The sequence below is a fragment of the Mycolicibacterium frederiksbergense genome (assembly GCF_012223425.1).
Lineage (GTDB): Bacteria > Actinomycetota > Actinomycetes > Mycobacteriales > Mycobacteriaceae > Mycobacterium > Mycobacterium frederiksbergense.
Window position 1 is genome coordinate 48,470 of record NZ_CP038797.1, and the last position, 24,733, is coordinate 73,202.

At 66.0% G+C, this 24,733-nt stretch carries 27 protein-coding genes and 1 pseudogene; all 28 read right to left on the reverse strand.

From position 1 onward, the window contains the following. Positions 1-10: 10 nt before the first annotated feature. Positions 11-424: a coiled-coil domain-containing protein gene (locus EXE63_RS00320; protein ID WP_099962881.1), complete on the reverse strand. Its 414-nt coding sequence runs from the start codon at positions 422-424 to the stop codon at positions 11-13. Next, on the reverse strand, positions 421-2,532 hold the full coding sequence (locus EXE63_RS00325; protein WP_234904095.1) for an integrase: 2,112 nt from the start codon (positions 2,530-2,532) through the stop codon (positions 421-423). The genes EXE63_RS00320 and EXE63_RS00325 overlap by 4 nt, the downstream gene beginning before the upstream one ends. A gap of 26 nt (positions 2,533-2,558) precedes the next feature. Then, positions 2,559-4,274: a hypothetical protein gene (locus tag EXE63_RS00330; protein ID WP_234904096.1), complete on the reverse strand. Its 1,716-nt coding sequence runs from the start codon at positions 4,272-4,274 to the stop codon at positions 2,559-2,561. Between the two features lie 65 nt (positions 4,275-4,339). Beyond that, positions 4,340-5,848 (reverse strand): site-specific integrase, encoded by a 1,509-nt coding sequence (locus tag EXE63_RS00335; RefSeq protein WP_168140320.1) that lies wholly within the window; start codon positions 5,846-5,848, stop codon positions 4,340-4,342. Between the two features lie 36 nt (positions 5,849-5,884). After that, on the reverse strand, positions 5,885-7,117 hold the full coding sequence (locus EXE63_RS00340; protein WP_168140321.1) for a hypothetical protein: 1,233 nt from the start codon (positions 7,115-7,117) through the stop codon (positions 5,885-5,887). 25 nt (positions 7,118-7,142) lie between these two features. Continuing rightward, the gene (locus tag EXE63_RS00345; RefSeq protein ID WP_168140322.1) at positions 7,143-7,718 is read right to left on the reverse strand and encodes a hypothetical protein; all 576 of its coding nucleotides are present in this window, start codon (positions 7,716-7,718) and stop codon (positions 7,143-7,145) included. A gap of 80 nt (positions 7,719-7,798) precedes the next feature. Beyond that, positions 7,799-7,987, reverse strand: coding sequence for a DUF4236 domain-containing protein (locus tag EXE63_RS00350; RefSeq protein ID WP_168140323.1), 189 nt, complete (start codon positions 7,985-7,987; stop codon positions 7,799-7,801). A 404-nt stretch (positions 7,988-8,391) separates the two neighbouring features. Beyond that, a complete protein-coding gene (locus EXE63_RS00355) occupies positions 8,392-10,125 on the reverse strand; it encodes an ATP-binding protein (protein ID WP_168140324.1) in 1,734 nt (577 codons plus the stop codon). A 213-nt stretch (positions 10,126-10,338) separates the two neighbouring features. Next, positions 10,339-10,581 carry a hypothetical protein gene (locus tag EXE63_RS00360; RefSeq protein ID WP_436277421.1) on the reverse strand — a complete coding sequence of 81 codons (243 nt, stop codon included), beginning with the start codon at positions 10,579-10,581 and terminating at the stop codon, positions 10,339-10,341. A 152-nt stretch (positions 10,582-10,733) separates the two neighbouring features. Next, positions 10,734-11,252: a DUF6884 domain-containing protein gene (locus tag EXE63_RS00365; protein WP_168140326.1), complete on the reverse strand. Its 519-nt coding sequence runs from the start codon at positions 11,250-11,252 to the stop codon at positions 10,734-10,736. Further along, positions 11,249-11,554, reverse strand: a complete 306-nt coding sequence (locus EXE63_RS00370) for a hypothetical protein (RefSeq protein ID WP_168140327.1) — start codon at positions 11,552-11,554, stop codon at positions 11,249-11,251. The genes EXE63_RS00365 and EXE63_RS00370 overlap by 4 nt, the downstream gene beginning before the upstream one ends. Positions 11,555-11,762: 208 nt before the next feature. After that, on the reverse strand, positions 11,763-12,095 hold the full coding sequence (locus tag EXE63_RS00375) for a hypothetical protein (protein WP_168140328.1): 333 nt from the start codon (positions 12,093-12,095) through the stop codon (positions 11,763-11,765). Between the two features lie 84 nt (positions 12,096-12,179). Further along, positions 12,180-12,728, reverse strand: coding sequence for a hypothetical protein (locus EXE63_RS00380; RefSeq protein WP_168140329.1), 549 nt, complete (start codon positions 12,726-12,728; stop codon positions 12,180-12,182). Next, a complete protein-coding gene (locus tag EXE63_RS00385; RefSeq protein ID WP_168140330.1) occupies positions 12,725-12,985 on the reverse strand; it encodes a hypothetical protein in 261 nt (86 codons plus the stop codon). Before EXE63_RS00385 ends, EXE63_RS00380 begins: the two co-directional genes overlap by 4 nt. Next, positions 12,982-13,161 carry a hypothetical protein gene (locus tag EXE63_RS00390; protein WP_168140331.1) on the reverse strand — a complete coding sequence of 60 codons (180 nt, stop codon included), beginning with the start codon at positions 13,159-13,161 and terminating at the stop codon, positions 12,982-12,984. Before EXE63_RS00390 ends, EXE63_RS00385 begins: the two co-directional genes overlap by 4 nt. Next, the gene (locus tag EXE63_RS00395) at positions 13,161-13,409 is read right to left on the reverse strand and encodes a hypothetical protein (RefSeq protein WP_168140332.1); all 249 of its coding nucleotides are present in this window, start codon (positions 13,407-13,409) and stop codon (positions 13,161-13,163) included. The genes EXE63_RS00390 and EXE63_RS00395 overlap by 1 nt, the downstream gene beginning before the upstream one ends. A gap of 256 nt (positions 13,410-13,665) precedes the next feature. Further along, the gene (locus EXE63_RS32625; RefSeq protein ID WP_234904130.1) at positions 13,666-14,064 is read right to left on the reverse strand and encodes a hypothetical protein; all 399 of its coding nucleotides are present in this window, start codon (positions 14,062-14,064) and stop codon (positions 13,666-13,668) included. 343 nt (positions 14,065-14,407) lie between these two features. Then, positions 14,408-14,980, reverse strand: a pseudogene (locus EXE63_RS32630) (AAA family ATPase); the annotation flags it as partial. Positions 14,981-14,984: 4 nt separating this feature from the next. After that, positions 14,985-16,160 carry a hypothetical protein gene (locus EXE63_RS00405; RefSeq protein ID WP_168140333.1) on the reverse strand — a complete coding sequence of 392 codons (1,176 nt, stop codon included), beginning with the start codon at positions 16,158-16,160 and terminating at the stop codon, positions 14,985-14,987. Continuing rightward, complete coding sequence (locus EXE63_RS00410) at positions 16,157-16,342, reverse strand: hypothetical protein (protein ID WP_168140334.1); 186 nt, start codon at positions 16,340-16,342, stop codon at positions 16,157-16,159. The genes EXE63_RS00405 and EXE63_RS00410 overlap by 4 nt, the downstream gene beginning before the upstream one ends. Positions 16,343-16,464: 122 nt before the next feature. After that, positions 16,465-17,751 (reverse strand): vWA domain-containing protein, encoded by a 1,287-nt coding sequence (locus tag EXE63_RS00415; RefSeq protein WP_366515266.1) that lies wholly within the window; start codon positions 17,749-17,751, stop codon positions 16,465-16,467. 5 nt (positions 17,752-17,756) lie between these two features. After that, entirely contained in the window at positions 17,757-18,866 is a 1,110-nt protein-coding gene (locus EXE63_RS00420; protein WP_168140336.1) for an AAA family ATPase, read from the reverse strand. Between the two features lie 124 nt (positions 18,867-18,990). Then, positions 18,991-19,320, reverse strand: a complete 330-nt coding sequence (locus tag EXE63_RS00425) for a hypothetical protein (protein ID WP_168140337.1) — start codon at positions 19,318-19,320, stop codon at positions 18,991-18,993. Between the two features lie 182 nt (positions 19,321-19,502). Next, positions 19,503-19,913 (reverse strand): hypothetical protein, encoded by a 411-nt coding sequence (locus EXE63_RS32635; RefSeq protein WP_234904097.1) that lies wholly within the window; start codon positions 19,911-19,913, stop codon positions 19,503-19,505. Continuing rightward, complete coding sequence (locus EXE63_RS00435) at positions 19,910-20,695, reverse strand: MarR family transcriptional regulator (RefSeq protein WP_168140338.1); 786 nt, start codon at positions 20,693-20,695, stop codon at positions 19,910-19,912. Before EXE63_RS00435 ends, EXE63_RS32635 begins: the two co-directional genes overlap by 4 nt. A gap of 206 nt (positions 20,696-20,901) precedes the next feature. Then, positions 20,902-21,345, reverse strand: a complete 444-nt coding sequence (locus tag EXE63_RS00440; RefSeq protein ID WP_168140339.1) for a DUF6262 family protein — start codon at positions 21,343-21,345, stop codon at positions 20,902-20,904. Then, positions 21,342-23,516 (reverse strand): tyrosine-type recombinase/integrase, encoded by a 2,175-nt coding sequence (locus tag EXE63_RS00445; protein ID WP_168140340.1) that lies wholly within the window; start codon positions 23,514-23,516, stop codon positions 21,342-21,344. The genes EXE63_RS00440 and EXE63_RS00445 overlap by 4 nt, the downstream gene beginning before the upstream one ends. Beyond that, positions 23,513-24,694: a tyrosine-type recombinase/integrase gene (locus EXE63_RS00450; protein WP_168140271.1), complete on the reverse strand. Its 1,182-nt coding sequence runs from the start codon at positions 24,692-24,694 to the stop codon at positions 23,513-23,515. Before EXE63_RS00450 ends, EXE63_RS00445 begins: the two co-directional genes overlap by 4 nt. Positions 24,695-24,733: the final 39 nt, after the last annotated feature.

The window sequence follows — 24,733 nt, forward strand, 5'->3', positions numbered from 1 at the left end:
CTCCCAAGTATCAGCGGCGGCCACCGGTGTGTTTGCGTGGCATCGGAACGACGACGGTGGTCCCGGAGGTTTCGTGCGTGAGTTCGGCGATCACCGCTGAGAGCGTTCTGATCTTGCCTCGCAGTTCAGCATTTTCGGCAGCCAGTTCCTGGTTGTGATCACTCGCCTCTGCAAGTTGCCGTTGCAGAGCCTCGACATTCGAACCGACGGGCCCGCACCCGACCGACTCCTTGAACTCATTCAGCAGATCGCTGTGATGTTCATAGAGTCTCTGCCGTGGTATGCCCGACTCGTCAGCCAGAGCCACGACCGTATGTGCCCCGTTGCTCCGCTCGGCTTTGCTCTCTCGGAGGCGGCTCATCGCGGCCTGGACCAGCTGGCGTTCCTCATCGTTGCGGGCCGCGGCATTGCGCAACAGGATCATTCGGCTTCCCCGTCCTGTAGTGGACTTGTCGGTGGTCGGCTGGATTCGTGGCCGGTAAGGGCTTTTCGGTGCTCGATCAGGCGAGTCTGAATTCGTTCCCGCAGTGGTGCGGGGAGTCCGGGCGTCGCCAAGTCGCGTTGAAGTGCAATGACGTGCTGGCGGAGGTTGGCTGCGTCGCGGTCAGTGCGGGCGGCGTTGACGCAGCCAAGACGGCACCGATTCCAGGAGGGTTCAGCGGAGCTGTCGGTAGGTTCGAGACAGGCCGCGGTGGCGCGTCGGAACACACACGTCACGACCGCGCCGTGGTGGATCTGCAAGTCGGGGTTCGATAGGGCGCTGTTGATCTGGCTCTTGGTGGTAACTGTCAGACCTGCGAATGTGTGCACCCGCGCAACGCGGGCACGATACTCATCGGCGGCCGGGCCGGAGACGTGCTCCCCGCGCTCGAGTCTGTGGGCATCGTCGTGGATGGTCTCAGCGCGGTGCAGAAACTGTTCGAAGGTGATTTCGTCGAGAAACCCTGAATCGGCTCCGCCAGCGTAACCGTGGATCATTTGTGTGTGCAGGTGGCCGTATTGCGTTGCGCCGGCGATGGTTCCGCCTGGCCGTCGTACGATGTGCCATGCCAGTGTGCGCCGCAGGCGCGGCACCTGGATAGTGCCCTGCGGATCGGCACCGATTAGCGGATGACTGACTGCCGGACAGACGTCGCGGTTGAACCACTCGATGAATCTGGTGATATCAGCGTTGATCGAGCCGGGTGTTCTCGTACGGGTGCAGCCGAAGAGGAATTGGTCCTGGGAGCACAACTCGAAACCCGGGAAGAGTAGATCGCTGACCGTGATCTGCTCGAGGACGCTGACGGCATGTGCGGTTTCATCAGTCACGACCCACGGGATCGTGGCGGGCGATCGGTCCCGGCGCCGGTCATCGGCTTTCAACTGATGACCGGACATGAATGTCAACTCCAGCTTGGAACCCCGGGTGATGCAGCCGCGCCGTAGGTTGAGTGCCTCACCGGTCCGGACACCCGACAGGTAGGCAATGACGAGGAAGCAGGCAGTTGTGACGTGGCGGAGCAGTTGCACGAGTTCACTCGCATCGACGGGCTCGTCACGCCAGGGGTGTGTGCCGATAGTGCTGAATATGTTGGCGCGCAACATGTCGACGTCGATGGGCAATCCGCACTTCGCCAACATGACCGGCGTTTCCTTCATTCGCTTCAGTTCGGTGTGGTGCAGCCATCCGCCGACGGCCAAACCCATCAGGTCGACACTGGTCGTGTCGCTTGTCCGGATACCTGGAAGTGCCGCGTCGTCGCGGCCAAGTGCAGCAAGCAGGCATTCGAGTTGCGCCTTGGTGGTCTCGAATACCGACACCGTACGAGTACGAGCCCGACGAATGTCGGGTGCGATTTGATGGGCGAGGTGCCGCATCGCGAGAAGGTTGCGCGCTGCGGGAAGGAGATCGGCCGCAACCGTATTGGTGACCATCAACGCCGCCGAGAGCAGCGGCTCCATGACATCGGGATGAATACGAGGGGTCGTGTTCGGTTTGCCCCAGGATGACTCATAGTTGGCAAGCCCTCGTGCACTCGCGCCACCCCATAACGGGCCTGCGGGGAGCCGGCAATGCGCGGGCACCGTGTCCCGGTACAGGTGTAGACGCTTGATCGCCTGTAGCGCGCAGCGTTTGGATCCGGCGCTGACCCCGCCCGTCTCGGTGACATGGCGCAGATAGCCGTCGAGGTGTTCGGCGCTGACCTGGCCGAAGGATGTCAGCCTCATCTCCACCAGCCACATCGTGAACCGTCGCAACGGCACCAGCTCGCCCAAGATCGTCTTGACATGCGGGCACAGTGACCGCGCACTGTCGAGGCGGGGTGCGTCGTCAACGATGTTGAGTAGCGCGAAGAGGTAGAGCTTGCAGGCGTGCCGATATGGGGTCGGGAACCTGTGCCAGTGCACGGCTTGTCCTGCGCTGTGCCGGTCCTCGATCGCCGCGGACAGATCCCACACTGGGTCGCCAAATCGGCATCGGATCCCTTCGACGTGCAGGGTGCGGTTCAGCAGGACCTCTGTGTCGGAGGCGACTTGGACACCTGCCACGACGTCGATTGCGTCAGCTGCGCAGGTCATGATGCTTCGAGGTTTCCGGACAGGAGAAGGGTGGCCGTCCGGTGATCGCTGTCGGTGATCTCGGCTCGCGCGGCCGTCAGCTGGGCCTGCTCGTATTCGGCGAAGATGTCGTCCAGTTGCGCAAGAGGACCCGCGTGATCGGCGATCCACTGCCAGATGGGCACCTCCTTGCGCATGTCACGAAGCCGGTCGGCAACGACCAATTGAACGGGCAAGTGGCGCGGGAAGGCGCGGGCGTTGCCGCAGTCGAGGCATGCCATGAACGACTGGCGACATCGTTTGCCGTCGATCGGCGAGTGCTCGAAATCAGCGCAATTGCCGAGGACGGCGTCCTGGCCGGATCCGGTGTCATGGTCGTCCGGATGCACCGTCATCGAGCGTCGAGCGAGTGCTCGCGCGACCTGCTCATCGAGAGCCTCGGCCACGATGTGGAATCCCTCGTTCCTCACCGACTCCATTCGACCTAGATATCGAGCCAGAGTGCCCGGCGTATGGGCCGTGGGCTTTCGGACCTGCTCCAGGTAGGTCTTGCGCAGCCGATCCATACTGATCCCGAGCAGCAACTCGTCGTGCCGGGCAGCACCGTTGAGCCACGGCGCCATCCAGCGTCGTCGTGCATTGACGCCGGACGCCGTGCTGCTGATTCCGTATCCGAACAATTTCTGTTCGCCGTGGTCTGGCTGGGCGCTGTAGTAGATGAAGGCGTGCTGGTTCCCGGTCAGCGCGCGGGCCGGTTCGGTCAGTTCCAGCAGCAACATAAAGACCCCATACGCAGTAGTCAGCGACGTGTTGACCACCGCGGTACGCCGATTGTCGCTACCAAGCGGCCGCAGTTCGGGGCGCAGCGCGGTCACCGGCACCGTCATGACCGATCTTCTCCCACGACGGGGCTTGTCGGCGCTGACGAACAGGATGCCGGGTTCGTCAGGGTGGCTAGCGTGTCGGTGCGGAGCGGGCAACGAGTCGAGTGTCGACAGGTTCAGGCCGGTCAGCCCGGCGAGGAGAACACCGAATGCCCACGCCTCGCCGGGGCTCAGATGCAGCAACGACAATAATCGACATCCACCAGCTGCGGTCACCGCCCGCCGGGTCACGAAAGTTCTTGCACCCGAGGCGGTGCGCGGGAAATCTCCCTCACGAGCGCAGTGATCAAGCGCCTCGGCCAGATTGCGACTGGGGTCTGCACGGAGTAGGTGATCGAACCGTCCCGCACGATAGTCAGCGACTATCTCCCAATGCGTCCGCAATCGGACACGCGCCCGCCGAACCATTCCACGCGCCACGACATTGATTTGGCGAACCTCCTCGGCGGAATACGGTTGTCGCGCCCTGGCCATCTTCAGGTGACGCACCCGCGCGAACGCCTGACGTGCCTCGTCGGAGACGACAGGGCTGCAGCGCAGCAGAGTCTTGAGACTCGGCGCCGGGCCCGGGCCACTGGGTACCCGACATGACAAGGCGAGCAGTCGGGTATCCGAGGCTGATAAATCTGCGAGTCCGCTTAGTCCTGTGCGGTTTTCGGCAAGCCAGCAGCAGGCATGCCGGGCAGCCTGCCACAGCGCGCCGGCACCCCTCAATCGCTTGGATACGCCCAGTACACCGGTGGCATCCTCGAACGCGATCGCGAAGTCGTGGCGGATTCCGTCGTTGCCCGGCAGCGATCCGAAGTCGAAGTCCTTCGACGCAGTGCCATCCTCGCTGACGAACGTCACGATGAACCCTTGTCGTCGCAATACGGGTCGCCACGCCGAATCCGGCTGCTCCGCCGGGTGACCCGTCATGTCTGGACCGTCAACACACGCGACTCACCAACGCCAACTGAGGCGACGAGACGCTCGAGCGATTCCCGATCGTCGGCATCCATCAGAGCGATCAGCTCCTCAACCTGCAACACCTGAAACGGCTCGAGATAAACGCCACGCGTCACCTCAGCACTACGATGTCCGAGAAGTGTGGCCAAGAGAAACCAGACATCACCAAGTTGATTGCGGAAGTCCCGCTGCTCCTGGTTGGTCAACATATCGGTACGTCGCCACGCGACGAAGGTCGCAATGCAAAACCAGCGCAGCGCAAAGGAATGCCTCAGCATGTGGGGACGGCACCACAGCGGCGTACCCCCTGCTTGCGCAAGCACTTTGGCGACCCTGGTGTTCGCGCGATCGAACGTCTTGTACCAGGAATGTTTAGGGCGAGGCGTCCCGTCGTGATTCAGCCACAGCCACAACGGCTCCAGACCGTCGGGGCCCCAACTGAATAGTTTCATTCGCATCGACGGGCCGAGTGCGTCCAGCCGAACCGTACGACGCGATCCCTTCTCATCGACTACCTCCAGTTGTCCATCCCGCCGGACATGCTCAACGATCCAATGATCCGCGACTTGCCCATACCTCCCGCTGCGTTGCGCGCGGGCGACGGCAGCAGTACGACTGCCTTCCTGCAGATAGAAATGGACTTGTTGGGCAACGCGGCGGCGCATCCAGAACGTGCGCCCGCTACCGCCCTTGGCGCAACACGACGCAACGTGTGAACGCACGAGTCCCTCAGAACCCGGCTGCGGCACCTCGATGGTCAACATGCTGGCCCACTCGCCGATTCGCAAACCCGTCCCGAACAGCCCCTCCACGAACGCGACGTCGCGATCCTCAGTCACTCCCTTCCAATCGTGACGCGGCAAGCCTTCCATCGTGAAACCGCGCAGCCCCAAATTGCGCCACAACCGAAATGCCTGCGGGGTAAGCCACTTCACATCGGATCTGCGGATCCCAGAGGGAGTGCTTTCTAACGCGGCTTGACCCCCAGTAACCCAAGACGTGGCAATCGCACGGGCTCGGACGGGGTTGTCGATTCCGTGCTGCTCGGCCGCCCACGAGTAGAAACTGCGGATCGCGGCGCGATCGACACAGAAACTATTGGCGCTCACATGCTGAGGGTTCTCCTCAGCCGACAACCGCCACTCCTTGAACGCAGCCAGTTCCGATCGCGACGCCTGATCCCATCGAACGCCCAGGACGTGCAGAAAATCCAGCCACATTTTCAACGACAACGCGTAACGACGCAACGTCCCCGTCGCCCGTCCCCTCACCAGCGGATCCCGCCAGTAGGCGTTCACCAACGCATCCGCCCGGCCCACGGGATCAAGGAAGAAGGGAGTGCCGTCACGCGCACCATTTCGCTTCGCCCACGCCTCGACATCGCCCAACCCGGGAACCACGTCGTCCACCGGCACGAACCGCCGACGGAAATCGTAGAAATGAAGAGTCCAACCATCAGCCGAATCACCAGCCATCCCCGGCTCCCTCTTACCTCACGACCAATGCCCCCATCATCGCGGACGCACGTCCCCAACCATCTCCGACACGCCTGTCGGGCAGAGAACGGGTGACTGGATGTTGCCGGGGCAGATGGCGCGGTCGAACGTTGCGATGGTGGCGGTGAAAGCCTGTTGGAGAGCTTGGTTGTCGGGATAGATCGCGTAGGTCGCGGATTGGGGTCCACCGGGGTTGGCGTTGGGCGTGCAGGTGAGCGAGGGGTGTGTAGTGTCGGGCGTCGGTGTGCAGTCACCGTCTGAATAGCCCTTGGGCAGTTCCGCTTTGACCCGTTGCAGGTCGACATCTGATGCTGTGGGGCTGGGTGCGGCGCTGGTGTCACTGTCACTGCTGTCGCTTGATGTCAGCACGCTCCAGCCGGCGAAGATGATGAGCAGGGCGCCGGTCAGGACGGTCGCGGTGACCATCAGTGTCTTTTTCGAGGGCCTGGATCGGCTGGGCGTCGTGACATGGAGTTGCGCCGGCGGGATGGGTGGCGCGGGATACGTGTGCGGCGGGTGTTGCTGGACAACAGGAATGGGGGACGTGTCGGTCGGCGCTTCCGGCATCGGCGGCCGTGGTGGCCGGGCCAGAGGGGCTGCTGGGGCCGGCGGCGAGGTCGCCGCAGTAGCGTTGCCGCCGACGCGGGCGGGCTCGGGCGCCGGGGTGAATCGCTGTTCTACGTCGAGCCCGGTGGCGGCTACGTTGTCGCCTGCCGCCGGGGATGTGGTCGTATCGCCCTCTGCTGGTGTGTCGAGGTCTAAGGCCGGGGTGCTCACCTGTTCCGGTACATCCGGCGCAGTGGCAGCGTCGCCGTCGGCTGGTGTCGGGGTGGCATCTGTCGGCGCATCGTCGGGGACGTCGTCGATCTCCGCGGTCGCGATGGGCAGGATCTTCCCGAAGTCCAGGGCGGGGTCGTCGAGGTAGCTCAGGTCGATGGCGTAGGCGAGGTCGACCGGGAAGCGGTTCATGCCGTAGTGGGGCTGCTCTCCAGGTGTGCTGGGCCGCATCACGATGTCGGTCACCCAGAGGAACGGTCCGTTGGCGTCGGCCCCGAGCTGCTCGGTCGAGCAGGCGCTGGTGTCGAAGTGTGTGTCGATTCGGTGCTTGATGGAGCCGTCGAGCCGCGCATAGAAGTACTGCTGGCCGTCGGGGTCGGTGCGGACGTCGATAGTCGTCCCGGTGACGGGAAGTTGATCGCGGAACTCTTCGGGGCCGACCCGAAGATTGCTGATGACAAACCGTGACACAGCCCAGAACCTACCTTCGCTGCGTTCAGGAAACCTCGAACGCGGTGGCGTCGCGTTCGAGGCGTGCCGGGGCTTCGCAGGACCGGATTCGGGGGCCGATCGCGATGTCATCGTGGCCGTTGAGAGTCATGGCCTGCCCGTTGGTCAACTCGAGGTCCACCCATTGCACGCCGAGTCTTTCGGTGCGGATGTCTACGAGGCTGACTGCGGCTTCGAACTGAGGCAGGTAGTCGCCTACTTCGAGGTCGAGCACCAGTTCGACCTGGTCGGACGTGTTGTCGGGGCCAGACGCTGCCGCCGTGAGGGTATCGCCGAGGGTGGTGGTCATCTGCGCCTCTCTCACGTGGTCTGGTCGGTCGACTCGCCTGTCGGTGCCGGGCGGGTGCGCGGGTCGGGCCGTCGGGGTGGAGTCCACGTTAGCTGCGAGTTCAGCGCTGACGGGCTCCCGACATAGGCCGATTTCCGTAATGTGTGTCGCCGGTTCATCGACGGGGCCGCCTTGCGGTGCATGCCTCCGGTAGGCCGGCGGTGCGGCGGCCGCCTTATGGGCGCGGGCGTCGAGGTCGGCCAGGTACTGCTGCGGTGCCCAGCTCGGCTCCATGCCCGGCTGCGTGCGGCGCCCAGGACATCGGCGGCTGCCGCCTGGCACGACGAACGTCGGCGAACTGAAAGAAGCTGACCTCATCGCCTCCGGCGGCCAACAACTTTGGTGTCCCACAGCCCTGTTCCGGGCAGCCGCAGGGTGCGCCGCACGGTGCCGTCGGCGGCGCGGCTCAAACGTACGGGGCCCGCGCCGGCGCTCACCGAAACTCCGCGCTGAGTCAACGTGAAGCGGAAGGGACCGAGGGTCTTGGTTTTGCGGAACTGCATGGGTGATTCCTCCTGGTGTGACGTTCGCGCTTCATCTCTCTCATGGGTAGTACCTTCCCGCGCGTCGCTTTCCGTCACGAAGATCGTCAATGGTGCGCGTACCTGCGGCGATGACAGGTCCCCCGGCCACGCGTGCGTGTGTCTGTCAGCGCCGCATTGTTCGTGCGGAGAGGGACGGCGGGCGCGGCGGTGACGTGCTTAGTTCTCGCGGCTGCGGGCGAGCGCGATTCCCATCTCTGTGATCTCGCCGCCTTCCATGCACAGGGTTAAGGCAGGGCGCAACCCTTCCCACACCGTCAGGGTGTGGCCGGTGGATGCGGTCCCGGTGCGGCCGTCCCAGAGTTGCACTCGGACCGCCCAATTGGTCGGTGCGCCAGGACTGAACCGTCGTGCGTCCAGCTCCGCTACGGCGCGCCAAGCAAGTCTGCGTTGATATGGAGTTCGCCTCGGCCACTGGCGAGGTTGAGGGACCGTAGCCGCGACAGGGCGTTGCGAAAGCCACCGCCGACGGGGCTGTATTCGGTCGCTTCGGCGATCTCGGCGATGGGGATGTCGCGGTGGGGGTGGCGCGCCAGGTACTGAAGGATCATTCGCGGTGCTTTGTCGAGATGTTGTGCCCACCATGCGATCAGCTCGGGACCGGGTGGCGGCAGATGCTCCCAGCTTCCGAGCGCGTCCAGGCCAGCGGCGGTGATGGCGATGTCACCGCGACCTTCAATCAGGCCGCCGGTGCGAAGGCTGGACAATGCGTTACGGAAACCCCCGCCTTTATGGCTGCGGCCGGTCAACAATGCGATCTGGCTAGAGGTCCGCTGGCCGTGTTGGGCCAGGACGGTGAGAATCTCGCGCTCGGCCAGCTTGAGCTTGTCGTCGTCTCGCCCGGCCGGCTCCGCTGTCGTTTTCGCCTTCGGCGGCGACTCGCATTGCAGTTCCGGTGCTTTCGCGGGCGTGGCTGCAGCCCGGCCCTGTTGGCCTGACACGGCGGGGCTGGCAGCGAGCGCGTTCTCAACCTGATCGGCCGCCCTGCTGATCGTCTCGCCGAATGCGCGCAGTTGCTCGACCGCGCAGGTGAGGGCACCGAGGTCATCTGTGCTCAGCACCGGGACCTCAACGTGGACGACCTGTTGGGCGCGGGCACGTTCGGCTTCCAGTTCGCTTCGCAGGCGTTGGATTTCGCGGTCCGCACTGGGTGCTGGGGTTCCATCTCCGGCGACCGGAGTCGTGGTGGTGTTGTCGAGTTGCCGGCGCAAACGTTCGACGTCGACCGGGGCCCTGGTGCTGGCGGTGTGCCGGCGTGCGCCTGCCTTGGGTGTCGCGCTGGAGTCGAAGGTGTGACGGCGCCTGACGTTGATGAGCTGGGTGACACCGAGCCACTCGGGGGACCATACCCAGGCTTGACCGATCGGCAGTGATGGTAGCGATTGACGCACTTGGCGGGCTTGCCCTTCCTCGGCGTGCTGGGCCACCCAATCACTGATCGCGCTGACGTCTTGTGGTGCCGTGACACCTAAGGCGATCAGCGAATCAAGTTGCGAGAGAACGGTTTTGTGCAGCGCAGCGGCGCGCTGACTACACAGGGTGACCCCGAGCCCCTTGACCCGACCGCGGCGCACGATGTCTTCGGTGGCTCCTAGAAGTCGTTCCACGCCGGCGGGAGCGCGCTGCGGGGCGAACTCGTCGGCCTCGTCGATGATGAGGTGCAGTGGTTCCCGGTTGCGCCAGTAGAGCGTTTCCAGGAAGTCGGTGGCGAAGGTACGGCGTTCGGCTTTGCGCAGCAGGGAGAGGTCCACAACCGCAGGGAAGCGTTCCTTGACGATGAGTTCGGCGATGGCGGCTCCCTGGTCGGCACGTAGCGCGACGTCGGCATGCTCACCGCCGATGATGATGACGGGGAACCCGGCCGCGCGGCCGTCGGCCGACGATCGCAGACCGTGCCAGACACCGGTGGGATCGATGACGCAGATCAGGCAGCCGGCGCTCATCAATTCCTCGGCGAGAACTGAGGCGGTGTGGGTCTTCCCGCGGCCCTTCTTGCCGAGAATGGCAAAGGTCGAGGTCACGCTGTCCAGGGGCATGGTGAAGTCGTCAGCGATGTTGATTGTGGCGGCTGGTGCGCCGTCCTGCCCGATTTCCGTCATGCTGCCGCGCCTATCGGTGTGACCTGGCCAAATGGTTTCTCTTCGTTCTGAGTATGCACCGCGGATCGGGGCATCGCGGCTCCCGCGGCGCGTGTGTTTGCCTTCATTGCGCCCCCGGCGGCGCGCCGACGCCGCGAGGCGTCGCGCTGACAGCTGGGGGCCTTGCGCCTGCCCAGCGCGGCGTTGAGCAGGCATGTCGGCACGTCCCCTGAGTTAGCGCCGGATGCGCACCCGGCGCTCTGTGGTGGGGTCGGCGGGCACGAGGATCTCGGCGTGCGGGTCGTGTTCGAGCTCAGTCACGGAGTTGATCTCGCGTTCCAGGCCTTGGAATCCGTCGTCGTCGAGTTCGGCCAGCCGGTTCTCCAGGTCCAGCTCGTCGATGTCCGCACCGAGAGGAACCTGGACACGGGCCTGGTGTTGGGACACTTCGGTCCATGTGACGAGCACCGTCTGCATAGTCGCTGACTGACTCGCGGTCTGGGGGTCTAGTGAGGTCATGGCATCCCTTCGGGGGTGTGGTGACTGGGCCAGCAGGCCGAGCCGGTGAGCGCGCCCGTGTCGGGGGCACGGCCTAATTGTACTGCGCTGCACCGACATACCACATCTCCTCAGCCATCGGCGCTGTCTACTTCAATGCTGGCCAGCGCAGCCGTTCCGATGCTGCCGGCGTTGCGGAGCAGCGATGCCGCCACGCCGCGCTGATATCCGATGCCAGGTGCGGCCTCGAAAGCGTCCATCAGGACAATGTCAGCAATGCCTGCCTCGTTGACGATCTGAACGCCGACCGAGAGCACCTTGAGATAGGCCGCCGGGAGCATCGCGATGATCTCGTCGGGACGGCGGGCACACAGCTGGGCGGCCAGCAGGTCCGGACCGCAAGCTCCGGGCTGTCCCATCTTCAGGTCGTAGGGAGCGATGACAGTGTCGAGGTCCACCAGCCCGTGCAGAGCCGAGACGATAGCGACGCCGGCGGGCTTACCGCACACTCTGGTGGTGTCAGCCGCTTCGCTGCGTGCGGCGGACAGCATGAACGTAAAGTGGTTGCTGCAGTACAGTTCTGCCGCCGGTGCCGGGTGCTCGCGCTTGGCCGCGGCGCAGGCGACGACGACCAGGACGCCGCCGTTCACTGGAAGTCCTTGGACGAGATGATGGCCTGCGTGACTTCGCGGCACCGATTCGGGCATGCCGTGACGGCGAGATCCTTGCAGCGCAGTCGCACCTTTTTGCCGGATCCGTCGAGGACGATTCGGACGTAGCCGCCGGGCACACCCACGACCATGCCGGTGCGCTCCCCCGCGTTGTGCCAGGTTGTGCCAGGCCGCAGCGCTACCCGGTCGGCCAGCTGGAAGTCGGCCAGCGACGTCGCGTAGGCGAGATCGTCGCCCTGGGGGTCTTGAACGGTGGTGTAGAAGCGGTCATCGAGTGGCACGCCGCATCTCCTTTGTCGGGTTGGTGACCGGGCCGCACGGCCTGGCCGGATGTCGGCTGCCCACCTCGGGTGGTGGTCAGCGCCTCGGGTTCATCGCCCCGGTTGTGTGAGAGCAAGCATTTCCCTCGACCGGGTGAGCTGCGGTTTCTCACCTCACTCGCTGGTCGCCACGTGGCGATCGCTCGACTGCCGCATGCTCTGGTGTTGATCAGGCTGCCAGCGAGGTCAGCAGGGCGTAGCTCACGGCGTGGCACTGCTGTGTGCTCATGCTGGCCGGTGTCGCCGTCTCGGGGTCGGTGGCGACCACGATGGCGTTCCCGCAGATGAGCGGCAGGTCGTGCGGGGCGCGATCGGAGACTGCCAGCGCCAGACCCATTGCGGCCATGTTGGGTTCGGCCGCAGAGGTGGCGGACTGGTCGCTGTACCAGAGGTCCAGGTTGTGCCAGAGGACCAGGGTGGCGGGGTGGCTGGCTCGGTGGCCGCGGGGATCGAGGTCGATGCCTGCGACCCATCCGTCGGCGCCGATCTTGACTGCGCGCATGTGTTCCTCCTTGGTGTGTTCCCGGGGTGTAGGCGACGCGCCCTCCGGACCTCACAGATGCGGGGGACGTGCTATCTGGCCTGGTCATGGGCGTTGTGGTGGGTCTTCGGTGAGCCGGCCGTCGGGGGTATAGCTCCAGCTCCGGATCCGTTTGAACGGCTTGGCAAGGAACAGCACGTGCGATTGCGGGGTTCGGGGCGCGATGATCCTGGCTTCGTAGTCGCGGCAGATGCCCATCACCCAGCGGTCGGGTTTGGCTTCGGTCATCAGCTCAGGGGTGATGGTGTCGGCGCTGATGCGGTGCTCGGGTGCGCGGCGATGCTCCCGGCGCGCGATGTGCGGGCACAGGGTCAGGCTCGCAAGGGCGCAGTCGGGGTGCATCGGGGGGTCTAGATAGGCGCGCTCGGATGCTGTGCGGGGTCCGCCCAGGAACGCCAGCCACCATCCGAGTGGTTGCCCGCAGGATCCACACAGGCGCTCACGTGCGCAGGTGAGCACTCTGGCCGATTGGATGGCCGCGAAATCGGCCGTGTGGTCGTCCTTCTCATTGACGTAGGGGATGGGGATGCCGCGGCGTCGGTCGTGCGGGCGGGCGGCTAGCGTCTCGGGCAGCACGTGCTCGGGTGCGCTCATCGTCGTTGCTCCCGCACGTGGTGGACGTAGCGCTGAATGTCGTCGATGCGATCGGCGATGGCGTCGAGGTCGCCTTCGATGATCAGTCCGTCCTCTTCCTCGCCGAGGAACAGCGCCCATGGCTGGGTGACCTTCTTGGCCCACGGGTCGTCGTCCTCTGGGGGCGCGGTGTTCAACTCTTCGGGTGCGCGGTCGCGTTCTACCAGTAGGTAATTGAGGTTCTGGACCTGTGCCCAGTTGTCACGGCTTTCGCTCATGGCTGCTCCTCGTCCTCTTGCTCCGCGGCGTACTGCCGATCTGCACAGTTGCCGCAGGCCCCGTTCCATCCCTCTCCGTCGTCGAGGGAGTCGGTGCAGCCCTCCTCGAACGGATCCGAGCAGATGTCCTCGCTGTCACGGTCGGTGTCGGTGTCGCTCGCCTTCGCGGTGGTCATCACGCGATCCCAGCAAGGTGGTCGGCGTAGATGCCGGCGGCGTGCTCGGCCGCCGCGTCAGCGGCCCGGTCCTCGGATGCTTCGTCGGCGAGGTAGCCCAGCCAGTCGCTCACGTCGGCGATCTGCCGGGCCAGCGCCGGCGTCTCGGGCTCGGTGTCAGCGCGCGCCTGCAGGGTGCGCAGCAGGTCGTTGGCTTCATCATCGTTGAGCAGTTCCAGGGGGAAGTGGTCGCCATCAACGGAATACATCACTGGTATCACCCTTCTGGGCTTGGTGACCGGGCCCGCGGGCCTGGCCGATCTGGGGTGCGCTCATCGTGTGAGTCGCTGCGTTCAGTGTATCGCGGGCTCTGACAAATCCGATTCTGCGGGGGGCGTGAATTCCCCAGCCCGAAAGCGTGGATCTAATCGTCTGCACGGGTGCGGGCCTCCTCCTCTCGCGGGGGAAGTACCGGTGCATAGCCATCATTCCGTCGCCACCCGTCTGAGATTCTTCCCCTGGCGGTCAGTACTCGGCAGTGGCCAGCAGTGTTTGCAAGACGGCCTGCGCGGCGTGCGCGGCTTCTGAGTCGGCCTGTTGCAGCACCGTCTCGGTCTGGTCATCGACGATCAGCGACAGGTGGCTGCGGTGGCGCGAGAGCATCACGCACAACCTGCCGGTGGCGAGGGAGAACTCGTCAGCCACGCGCTTGCCGGCCATCGGGTGCACGGCGACCACAGCCGGGCGTTCGAGCCCCTGGAGGGCGTCTGCGGTTCCGCACAGCAGTTCGGGGTGGTCGGCCATGAGCGCTCGCACCGCCGCGGCCTGAGGCACGTGCGGGACCACGACGGCGATGTCGCCCTCGGTGATCGGTCGGGTGCCGGCCGCCGTGCTTACCTGGGCGTGGCCGAGCAGCTCGCGCACGCGCGTGACCGCGGCCGCGATCAGGGCGGCGTCGGTGCTTCCGTTGGCGACCGTGATGGCGCGGTGGGTCAGTTCCGGCAGGGATGTCCGTCGACGGCGATGTGTTCGGGGGCCGCCGTGAGGTGAACGGTAGGTCAGGGTAGAACGCTGACTGCACGACGGCGGTGGTCTCTGGCCCAAGACGCCAGGTGTAGGGCAGGGCAACGGTATTGACCACATCGGGGTGCGCGGCAGCAAGAGCGTTCGGGGCGGGCACGTGCGGGCCGGTGGGAGAGTCTGCCCACCGCGCCACGTCCCCGGTGACCACGGGGTCGATCTGTCCGGGGTCACCGACGCATACCACTTGTGCAGCCATCGAGCCCAGCGCGCCGAGGTCTGCGTAGGTGCACTGGTAGGCCTCGTCGACGATCAAGACGTCGGCCATGGTTTTGGAGGGCTCGGAGAACAACCACCGCGCCTTGGTGGCGACGCGGACTGCCCCGCCGCTGTTGGGCCACATTCTGGCACCGGATTCCAGGACCGGGCAGCCCTGTGCGTCCGGCTTGACATCAGTTCTCCCCCAGAGCAATCCAATCTTCGGGCGGTCGCACACTGCGGCGAGCCGCCCTGCGATGTCGACGGCTTGCGCGCGGGTTTGCGCGACGATGCCGACCCGCAGTTCCGCGCGGCCTGAGAGGGCGCTGGCGAGCAGCACGGTCAGGCGCGTCTTCCCGGACCCCGGTGGGGAGGGGACGCGGACCGCGAGGTCTCCACTCCACACGGACATGAGCACCTGAGCACTGACCGGATCGTTGAGCAGTTCCATGCCAGGCCAGCTCTTCACCGTGGGCTTGGGGGCGGGTTCCGGCGCGGTCGGCACTACGGCCTTAGGGGTAGGAGCCTGGCTATTGCTGTTGCGGGGTTTAAGGATTCGCATGGTGTTACTCCGTTTCTGCTGCGGCGCAAAGCACGTCGAGGGGCACGTCGCGGCGACGTAGACCGGGGGTTTTTCCTGAGGCGATCCACGAATCGGCTCGGAACTGCAACTTGCGGTACTTGTGACGGCCCATGCTGACCGTGCGGGGGTTGGGCGGGGCGGGCATCAGCGACACCCACCCGCCGGCGGACGGGCGGTGCTCGGCGGGCACCCGAACCACTTTGAGCAGCAGGGCACCGTGGTGTGCGGAGGCCTCCAGCACGTCGCCCTGAAAGTGGGTCACTTGGTCATAGGAGTCCAGCCCACCCGACCATCCGAGGATTGCCGATCCGCCGCGCAGCCGGGCGTCCAGGCGGCGGCAACGCACGGTGAAGCTGGCCTTGGTCGTCTCCACGACCTCCCCGCCGGTGACGTGTCCGGTGTGCACGGCGCGGTGTCGCCAGAGCCGATCAGAAAGCAGCGCGGCCTCCCACAGGTCGGCGGTGTCGCAGCGCAGGCGAAGTCCCATCGCGGCGATCGGTGGCGGCTCCGGGGCGGTCCAGCTGTAGCCCTTGTCGAAACGCTTGCACGCCTGCTGGTAGCTGTAGGCGTCGTCTTCGTGCACTGGTGCCAGCGCGTCGAGGAACGCGCCGTGTGCGACCCGCTGTGCCCACTGACGCAGGCCCGTGGACCCGGTGGGGGTGGTGAGCGCGGACTGCCAGTGCGCGGCGTGGCGCTCGGCTTCCGGTGGCGCGCCGGTGATGAATCTCTGTCGACTGTGGGTGAGCAGGTTGATGACAGCGTTGGTGCCCGGGTATCCGGCGCGGTCAATCCACCATCCGATCGTGGCCGAGGCTGACCGCACCGCGGGGTCGCCGTCGTTGTGGTGCGCGCGGGCCACCGAAGCCAGCGCTCCTAGGGCGGTGCCGTCTGCAATGACCAGTTGCGCGGGCTCGGCGGCGGGGTCCATCTGCACTCCGCGTGCCGCCAAGGCGCGCAGCACCGCAGCCCCGGGTGCGGTCAGCGGCGGATGACCAAGGGCTGACAGCCGCACGGTGGGGGCACCGGAGGCGTCGGTGTGGGCCTCGACGAACACCGCGGTCGGTGCCAGGGTGAACAGCGCTTGGGCCACGCGCAGCACGGGGCGTCCGGTCTTGGCGGCGTGCAGCCGCTGGGCCAGGTCGTAGAACTCGACGGTCACAGCTGCACTACTTTCGCCGCGCGGCGTGCGAGATCCCAGCCGTGTTGCAGTGCGTGCACTGCCGAGCCTTCGTCCTGGCTGGGGTCCGCCGCGTAGGCGTCCGTTTCGGTGAGCCCGGTGCCGGCCAGGACTCGTTGGGCGTAGGTGTGCAGTGCGCTGGTGTTGTCGACGTTCTCAGCCATGGTGGGTGGTACCGCCTATCGGTGCTCGGTGACCGGGCTCGCGAGCCTGGCCGTTTGGGGGCGGCCCTGGGGGCCGAGCTACCTACACACTGTAGCGCGGCCCACCGACAACATCGGCTCGATTACTCGGCTCCTGCTCCGCTGGGGACGGTGGCGGTCAGCGCGAATTGCGGTGTGCGGCTGGCTGCCTGGTCGTTGCCGACGATGACGCAGACCAGCTTCGCGCGCGGCGCGCGGGCGGGCCACGGCGTATCGCCGTCGCTGATGACGATCGTCACGTGCGGCGGCGGGCGCAGCGTGTCCGCGGCCGCGATCCCGACGCACATGTCGGTGCCGCCGCCACCGGTGAGCACGATGTCTTCGACCCGGCGGATCCGTTGCGGGGTGCCGGTGGCCGCGTCACAGGTCAACAACGTGAGGCGATCGCCACTGATGCCAGCGGACTTGAGCACGCCCCGAATCTCGGACATCCCGGCCAGCAGATCCTCCCGCGTCATGGACGCCGACGTGTCGAACACGACCGCCACCCGCACCTTGGGACCGCGCATGGACGGCAGGATCAGTCCGGGACTCTGCCGCCGAGACGGGCGGGTGTAGGTGAACTGGACACGGCCTGCGGCCTCGACGCAACCGCGGCGGGTGACGGCCCGCAGCTTCCGATTCCACGGGATCTTGGGCGGGGTGAGCACGCCCTGCGCCCACCGTTGCAGACCGGCCGGCACGGTGCCCCGACCGGACCCCGCTGCCTCACGGACTGCTTCGGCGATCTGTCGGCGGATCACTCCGGCGGTGGCGTCGTCGACGCCGGCCTGCCCGTCCACAGCCTCGGCCGGTGCCAGTTCCCCAGGAACAGGGGCCAGGCCCGCTCCTGACCCACAGCCCGGCTCGTCGTCGTCGGCCTCTGTCCCGCTCGGGTCGCCTCCACTGGTGTCGCCGTCGGCCTGGTCGTCGTCGGCCAGATGGGCGTAGTAGTCCTCCGCGACGCCGTGCTCGTCGCATCCGATGGCCTTCGGGGTCACCACGCCCGCGGGCAACTCGACACCCGCATCGAGCAGGTCGTCGTTGATCTCGGCGTCCGCTGCACAATTCCAGCGATAGTGCGAATACGGTTGCGGCAGAGCAGTTGCCCGTTCGGCGTGGAGTCGCAGTAGGTGGTTGAGTTCGTGGCAGAGCACACCGCTGGCCTCTCTGATCGTCCACGCGTCCTCGCCGATCAACAAGGCAGGCTCGACATAAATTCTCCACCAGCGGTCCACCGCCCACGTGCCCAAGCCGGGCGCGGCCACCGGCTGCAAGCTGAACAGCCCGGCGGCGTAGTAAGGCATCAACTGAAAGGCCACCAGCCGCACCACCCGGAACGCTTCGAGTTCCTCGGCAGTGAGCGTTCGCACGCCTCCCTGTGTGGTCATGGCGCTCATGCGGCATCCTCACTCAGCAGCCCGGCTCGCTTGAGCAACGGCTCGAACTTGCGCATCTCCGCCGGGATCTTGGCGTTGGGTGGCCGGAAGGTCGCCAGTGTCCGCGCGGCCGCGGCGGCAAAGTCGGTTCTACCCGCGTCCGACGCGGCACCTAGCGGCTTCCAAGCCTTGCGGAACGCTTCGATAGTCCCGCGCTCGGCTGCCAGCGTCACCACCCCATTGAGGACCGCCCACACGCGATCCTGCCGCTCATTCGCCCAGTCGACGATGGACGGGTCGGCGGTGACGGCATCGGGGTCGGGCAGATCGGCATGCTGGAGCCACTGCACGAACTCCATACCCGCACCTTCACCGACAAGCCCCACCGCGAGTGCCTGAATAGCCGCCACGTCGTCAGCGCGCACGTGGGCCAGGACTTGCCCGAGCATCGTCCAGCTGCGACCCGAGGGGTACGCGCGTCCGCTTTCCTCGGGCGTCTGGGGAAACTTGTCCCACAGATCCGGGCGGTGATGAATGAACCCGGAGACCGCCGCGACCGTTGCGGTGGACCGTTCGGTACTGGCCACCACGGCCCGCGAGGCGGGTAGAGACTTCCACCGCGTCGCCATTCCGTGCAGCCAGTCCTCCACGGTAGGTTCGTAGTTGATGTGGCAGAACCGATTCGCCATCGGCGGGGTGAGGTCGTAGCCGCCAGCGGCCGAGTCAGGTGGGTTCGCGCCTGCCACGATCCGCACCGCCTCGGGCAGCTGGAGGTCGCCGACGACACGGTCGAGGACCACGGTCAGCATCGGCCCTTGGACGCTGTCGGGCACGGTGGTCAGCTCGTCGAGGAACACGAAACCGGCACCAGCCGCGACGAGCCGCTTGGCCCAAGCTGGCGCTTCGCGCTGAACGCCTGCACCGTCGGGCGACAGGTAGGGAAGTCCGCCAATCTCAGCGGGCTCGTACTGCGAGCCCAGAACCGTCTCACACGGAACCGCCTGTGCCGCAGCCAGTCCCCGAATCAAACTCGACTTGCCTGAACCTGGACGGCTTAGCAGCAGAGCCGGCACCTTCGCCATGCCGCAGGCGTCGAGCACGGTCACAGTGGTATTCATGTCAGCCATTGGGTTGCACCTCTCGGTTGGGTGACCGCCCCCTCGGGGGTAGCCGTTTCGTTGTGCCGGACAGTGCATCCGGCGTACCTGGCCCACTCTAGCGAGGGGCACCGACACGTTGGACGTGCCGGGTTCAGACCAGTGTGTAGCCCGCCTCGGCGAAGGCGTCGGCCAGGGTGTTCCCCCAGCCACTACCGGGCAGCTCGTCGGAGTCCAGTTGTAGGTCCTCGCCCACGACTCCCAGCAGGAAGGTTTCGACTCCACGCTCGATGCCCCCAGCCGCGGCGACGCGGGGCGCAGACGCCAGGGTGGATGCCACGACGACGGTGAAGCCGCGCAGCGGCGGGTCGAGGTGGTACAGGTTCGCCTCGCCCTGCCATTCGACAACGCATTCTCCGTCGCGCACCACGCCCACTGCGCTGCCGACGAACCGTGCCTGCGCGGTGATGGTGTTGACCGTCATGGTGCCCCCTTGGGGTTAGGTGGCCTCGCCCTCGGGCGTAGCCGGATGGTGGTGTCTGGGTGTCTTCCGACACTGTTTCCTGCGTTGTGCTCAGTATATCGGTGGCCACCGACACGTTCAGTTCGCTTGCCGCAGTCTGGCACCGACGCCGATGATGCGATGCCCCTGGGTTCAGGGCGTGTTTACGGCCAGGGGTCATCCTCATTCCATCGTTCCCCGGCTGCCATGGGGTCGAAGTCAGGCGGGGCCATTTCCGGGTAACGGGAACGAATGTCGGCCATCACCGGAGTCAGCCGCTCAACGTATGCCGCGTGGTGCACGTCGCACCGGCTGTAGCGCTCGCCGCTGCCCGAGAGGGCGGCACGGGGGAATGTGTCGCCACCGCAACCGTGCGGCCCTTCGAGGCACTCATCATGATCGTCGCGCAATTCCATGTCGCATCCTTCCGGTAGTGCGCACACCACATTGGTTGCGCTGCTGCGCTTTACACTACCGACGACCACCGACACGGCCGCTGCGCCGCCATTCATCATGACCACGCCGAGCCTTGCGCGGATCGAATGCCGACGTGCGGCGCGGACTCCGGTGGTCACGAAAGGGCGCTGCGATCCCTGAACTGGATGAATTCTCGCACCAGCGGATCGGCAACGTCGTACACGGTCAGGCGCCGATCTCCGGCCATATCCTTCGAGGACGACACCCACCGGCTGGCGGCAAGTCGCCGCAGTCCCGTCGAGGCGGATTGGCTGGAGATGCCCAGGTTCTCAGCGAGTTCGCGGACCGTTCGTCCATGTGGGGAGCGCGCAATCTCGGTGAGTAGTCGCCCCTCGCCGGCCGGCACCTTCCATAGCCGCGGCTGGTAGTAGGGAGTCCAGAAGTCCAACACCAGGCGCACCGCGGCGTCGACCTCGAACAGCGTGCGCGCATCCAAGACTTCCGCGAGGAATAGCCACGTGCGCGGGCATCCACCAACCCGGCGGTGAATCTCGGCGACTGCTGCCCGGCCGGGGCCGGATGTCACAACTGGGTGCAGCCCGTCAACTCCTCGCGGGCGGGCGGCCCGCCCGACCAGGGTGACGATGTCCTCGGTAGACATCTCGTGCACCCGCTCGACCATGAACGACCCGTACCACGGCTTGGTGCGGGATGAGACCCCCTCAAACAGGGTGGGCGAGGACGCGAAGACCGTGACACCAGAGGGGCTTTCCGCCCACTGTCGCAAGCTGCCTTGGCCCGCCACGCCGATCGCGCGGAACACCCGATCGAGTCTTTCCACGACCAAGAGCATTGCCCGCCCGCCGGCTGCCCGCGCGAGCAGGCCTTCCATCCCTGCGTCGTCGCGGTGCTGGCGCAGGGTGGCGGCTTCGTGGTGCACGTGCGGGTCGATCGCGCGTGCGGCTTCGTGGAGCAGATCGGTGTAGGTGCCGATGGCGACTGAGTTCTCGGGATGACGATGGGAGAATGTGATTGGCGGTGTCGTCGGCGCTCAGGGCGCGGTGCAGCGCCACGTGCAGGGTGTGTGTCTTCCCCACCCCGGGTGTTATCGAAGGTTCGAACGCAGAATGACCGTGTTATGCCTGTTCAGGACGTTGTTGCGATCGATACGACGTTAGGCGAGGGCTGGATGCCGCGGCGGGCCAGTTCGCGCCGTAGGTCGAGGTTCTCTCCGTGTGCTCGTTCGAGTGCGTCGCGGAGTGCTTTGAGTTGCTGGTGGTGCTGTTTCTTGAGTTCGGCGATCTGGCGGGTCAGCGTGATGACGAGCGTGCTGTCGGTGTCCACGGATTGGTCGGCGGGGGCCTTGGGGCGGGTGCCGCGCAGATGTTCGATTCGTTTGCGCAGTTCGGGATGGTTGTAGAGGAAGGCGTGAGAGACGGCCGCTTCGCGTTGCACGGCCTGGAAAGTGATCGGGTCGCCACGTTTGACCAGTCGGCGGATGGCCTGCTCAGCGTCTCGGGTCTTGTTCTGAGACTTGGCTTTCGCTGCTTGGGTGAGTGCGGTGATGCGGCGTTCTCGGGAGTCGGTCATGGGGTGCTCCTGCGGTGGGCGGTGAGATCGAGAGTCAGCGGGACTGGTCCAGCGCTGGCTCGATGACACTGGGTTGTCGCGCCGTGGGCTGCGGAGCCGGGCGCATCGTCGAGGGCGGCCAGGAGTCGGGTAAGCGCGTGGTGTTCAGCTCGGCGGCGGATCAGCCAGACGTTGTCCTCGGGCATGGGATGGCCGTGTCGCTGTTCGAATTCCGTTGTGGCCCGGTCGATCAGGTCGGTGGTCTCGCGGAGTTGACGTTGCAGTACGTCGTGGTGGGTGTGGTCGGTGACGAAAACTGAGCAGGTCAGGCAGGCGTTGCCTTTGTCGCAGGATTGCAGCGGTGGCAGCATGCACCACCCGTTGGGCAGGAACCGGTCTGCGCGGCGGAACAGGTGCAGACTGTCGTGGTCGTCGCTGGAGAGTTGGATGCGGGTGCCGTCGGATCGCAGCTTGGCCGTGGCCAGGAATGCCTGCTCGGCGTGTTCGTCGCGGGCGGCGATGTAGTGCATCGTCATGGTGGGGGTGGCGTGCCCTGCATAGCGCTGTAGGACGTGAATCGGCAGACCGAGTTCGGCCAGTCGGGTCAGCCGGGTGTGGCGGAAGCGGTGAGTGTGGCTTAACCGCACGGCGTGGCCCTTGGCGTCGGTGATCTGAACGAGGTCGCTGAGGCTGCGCAGCACCCAGTTGTAGGTACCTGCCGGATAGGGTTTGTCACCGCGGCGGTTGCCCAGACGCCGCGCGAACAGATACCGCCTGCTGCCTTCTGGATGCTGGATTTGGAGCCAACGGTGTTGTTCGGCAATGACTTCGGTGACCTCGCGGTCGACGAGGATGATGTCGGGTGCGACATCGATCTTGCTCTGCGCGTAGCGGAACCTGGTCAGCATTTGGCCATCGCCCTCGGCCGCTGCGGTAGTGGCGGGCGCAGCCGAAAGGCAGTCGAAGTCGCAGGTGCGGATCTCGCTGGCCCGCCGGCCGGTGAGGATCTGCAGCAGGATCATCCGCATCGCTTGCGGGTCGTCAAGTCCGTTGGCGGTGAGGGTGGTGCCGTCGCCGCGGGTGATGGTCATCTGCTCGGTGCGCGGCAACCCGATCAGCGGCAGCGCCGCAGTGATCTGCGCGAGTGCGTGATCATCGATGTAGTTCGCATCGTTGAAACCGCGTTGATGCGGTATCCGGGTGACCCGGCCGAACCAGCTGGAGGCGTGTGCTGCGCTCACTCGTTGCCAGGGCTCGGCACCGAGAACGCTGCGAGCCTCCCCGGGATTGGCGGCAATGAAGTCCAAGAGGCCGGCCACCGCTCGCAGGTCGTCGTTGATTCCCCGGATCGGCACTGTTCTTCCGAGGTGGCGTGTGTCGGATTGGCGGGTGACGCGGTTGGCTGCCACGGCGGTCCACCGCGCGAACGCCGCCGCCTGTTCGACCGCGCTCGTTGGGTCGCCCAGGATGCCAGTCGGGTCGTCGAAGCTGGCGGTCAGCCAGTTGTCGAACCGGCGGAAGCTGCGCATGCGTTCCTGGCTGACCGTGGTCCAGCGCAGCGCCCCGGATTCGAGCATCGTGCCCAGGTGCCACTTCACCGCGGCCCGCAACCACGGAAGCTGTATATCTCCGGGTGCGCAGCCGTAGTTGGCGACCGGTTCACGATCGGTCAGTGGTATCCGCGGATCGCAGCGCGGGTGCCAGAAGTCCAGGTGCCACCACGGGCCGTCGTGGCAGGCGGCGATCAGGGCGTGCCGGGCGAACCCGAACAGAGCGTGCACCCGGCCCCGACCTCGGGGTGAGGGCAGTCGCTTGCCCCTGCTGAGATAGAACCAGCTCTGCAACACCGCGGCGGCGTCGTAATCCATCGCCCGGATCGACGAGGGGAAATCACGGCCCTCGGTAACTGCCCGCCGAATCATGTTGGCCAACTGCGCCATCGCCAACACCGAGACACGGGTGCCATCACCGGCCTGCCAGTGCGCCATCCACGCCAGCTCCGCGGCGAACGGATCGGGTAATTCGCTCAGATCCAAATGCGGCCAATCATTCTCGGTAATCGACGCCCAGTTCTCGATACCGGGCCCGAGCACGGGGCCACGCCACTGTGCTGGCAGCTCGTCAAAGAGTCGCCAGATCGGATCGAGGTGTTCGGCACTACGCAGGCGCAGGTGGCCATGCTCGTCGATCACTCGGCCACCCGCCAGCTGCTGGCATAGGACGCCCAGTTGGCTGCTGCTCGCAGGGCTTCGTCATCGCGAACCCAGCCGTAGAGGTCAAGGGTGGTCTGCACGTGGGCGTGCCCGAGGCGTCGGGAGACCACCCACTCCGGCGTCCCCGCCAGCAGCAGTGCAGTGGCATGGGTGTGGCGGAACCAATGCGGCGTCCACCCGGGTGGCCCGATGCAGCGCCGACGCAGCGTGGCCACCTTCTCCCGGACCGTCGTCTCTCGCAATGCGGCCAACAACGGTGGTCGGAACACATTCACCAGTAGCGGCGACGTGTCCGTAAGAGCAATGCCGCCTTCGGTTGCCCGGCAGGCGATATCGGTGAGATAGTCGGCGAACAGCCGCTCGAGGTCGGCCCCGACATAGACCCGTCGCGGTCGCATCATCTTCACCCGCGCCCCGTTGGGATTATCCGAGCGGGGCACGATCTGCACATACGCGGTGCCGCCGCGGCCAAGCACGAACTCGCCGATCCGCAGACCCAGCGCCTCCCCGAGACGCATCCCGGTCTCGGCCAACAGGGCGAACACGAACCGATCGCGCAGGTTGCCTCGCCACGATCCGGACTCGGCGTCGAAGACCGCGCAGCCATCCAGGATCGCCTGAATCTGCTCGGGCAGGAGCACGGGCGGTCTGTCGCGGCGGCGGTCGCGGCGCACGCGCACCAGCGATGACGCGACCGGGGCCGAACGCGCATCCAGATGCGCAAGCAAGCCTCGCGCCGGTCGGTGCCGCGGTGCTCCACGAAGGAGCCGTCCCGCTACCGCCACCCCGGACACGGCCTGATGCCAACGGTAGAACGAAATCACCGCTGCCAGGCGGACTTCCAACGTTGCAGCGGTCGGCGTCGGGCCAGACCCGGTCAGCCGATGTTCAACCGTGCGGCCATTGCGCTGCCAGGACAGGAACGCCGTGAACGCGGGGACACCGACATCACGCCAACCGTCGGTCTGTCCGCGTTGCTCCAGGAAGCTCCACCACTGCGCCAACGACGTCGCATAACCACGCACCGTGTTCGGTGACCACAGGTGCCGGTGAGCTTCGATCCACTCCTCGATCGGACCGACCGTTGCGAAGTCCTCGCCAAGCACAGTCCACGTCCGCTGCCCACCCGCAGGACACACAGCCACCGGATACGCCATCGTTGCCGTTCCTTCACGTTGAAGAACACCCGCCGATAA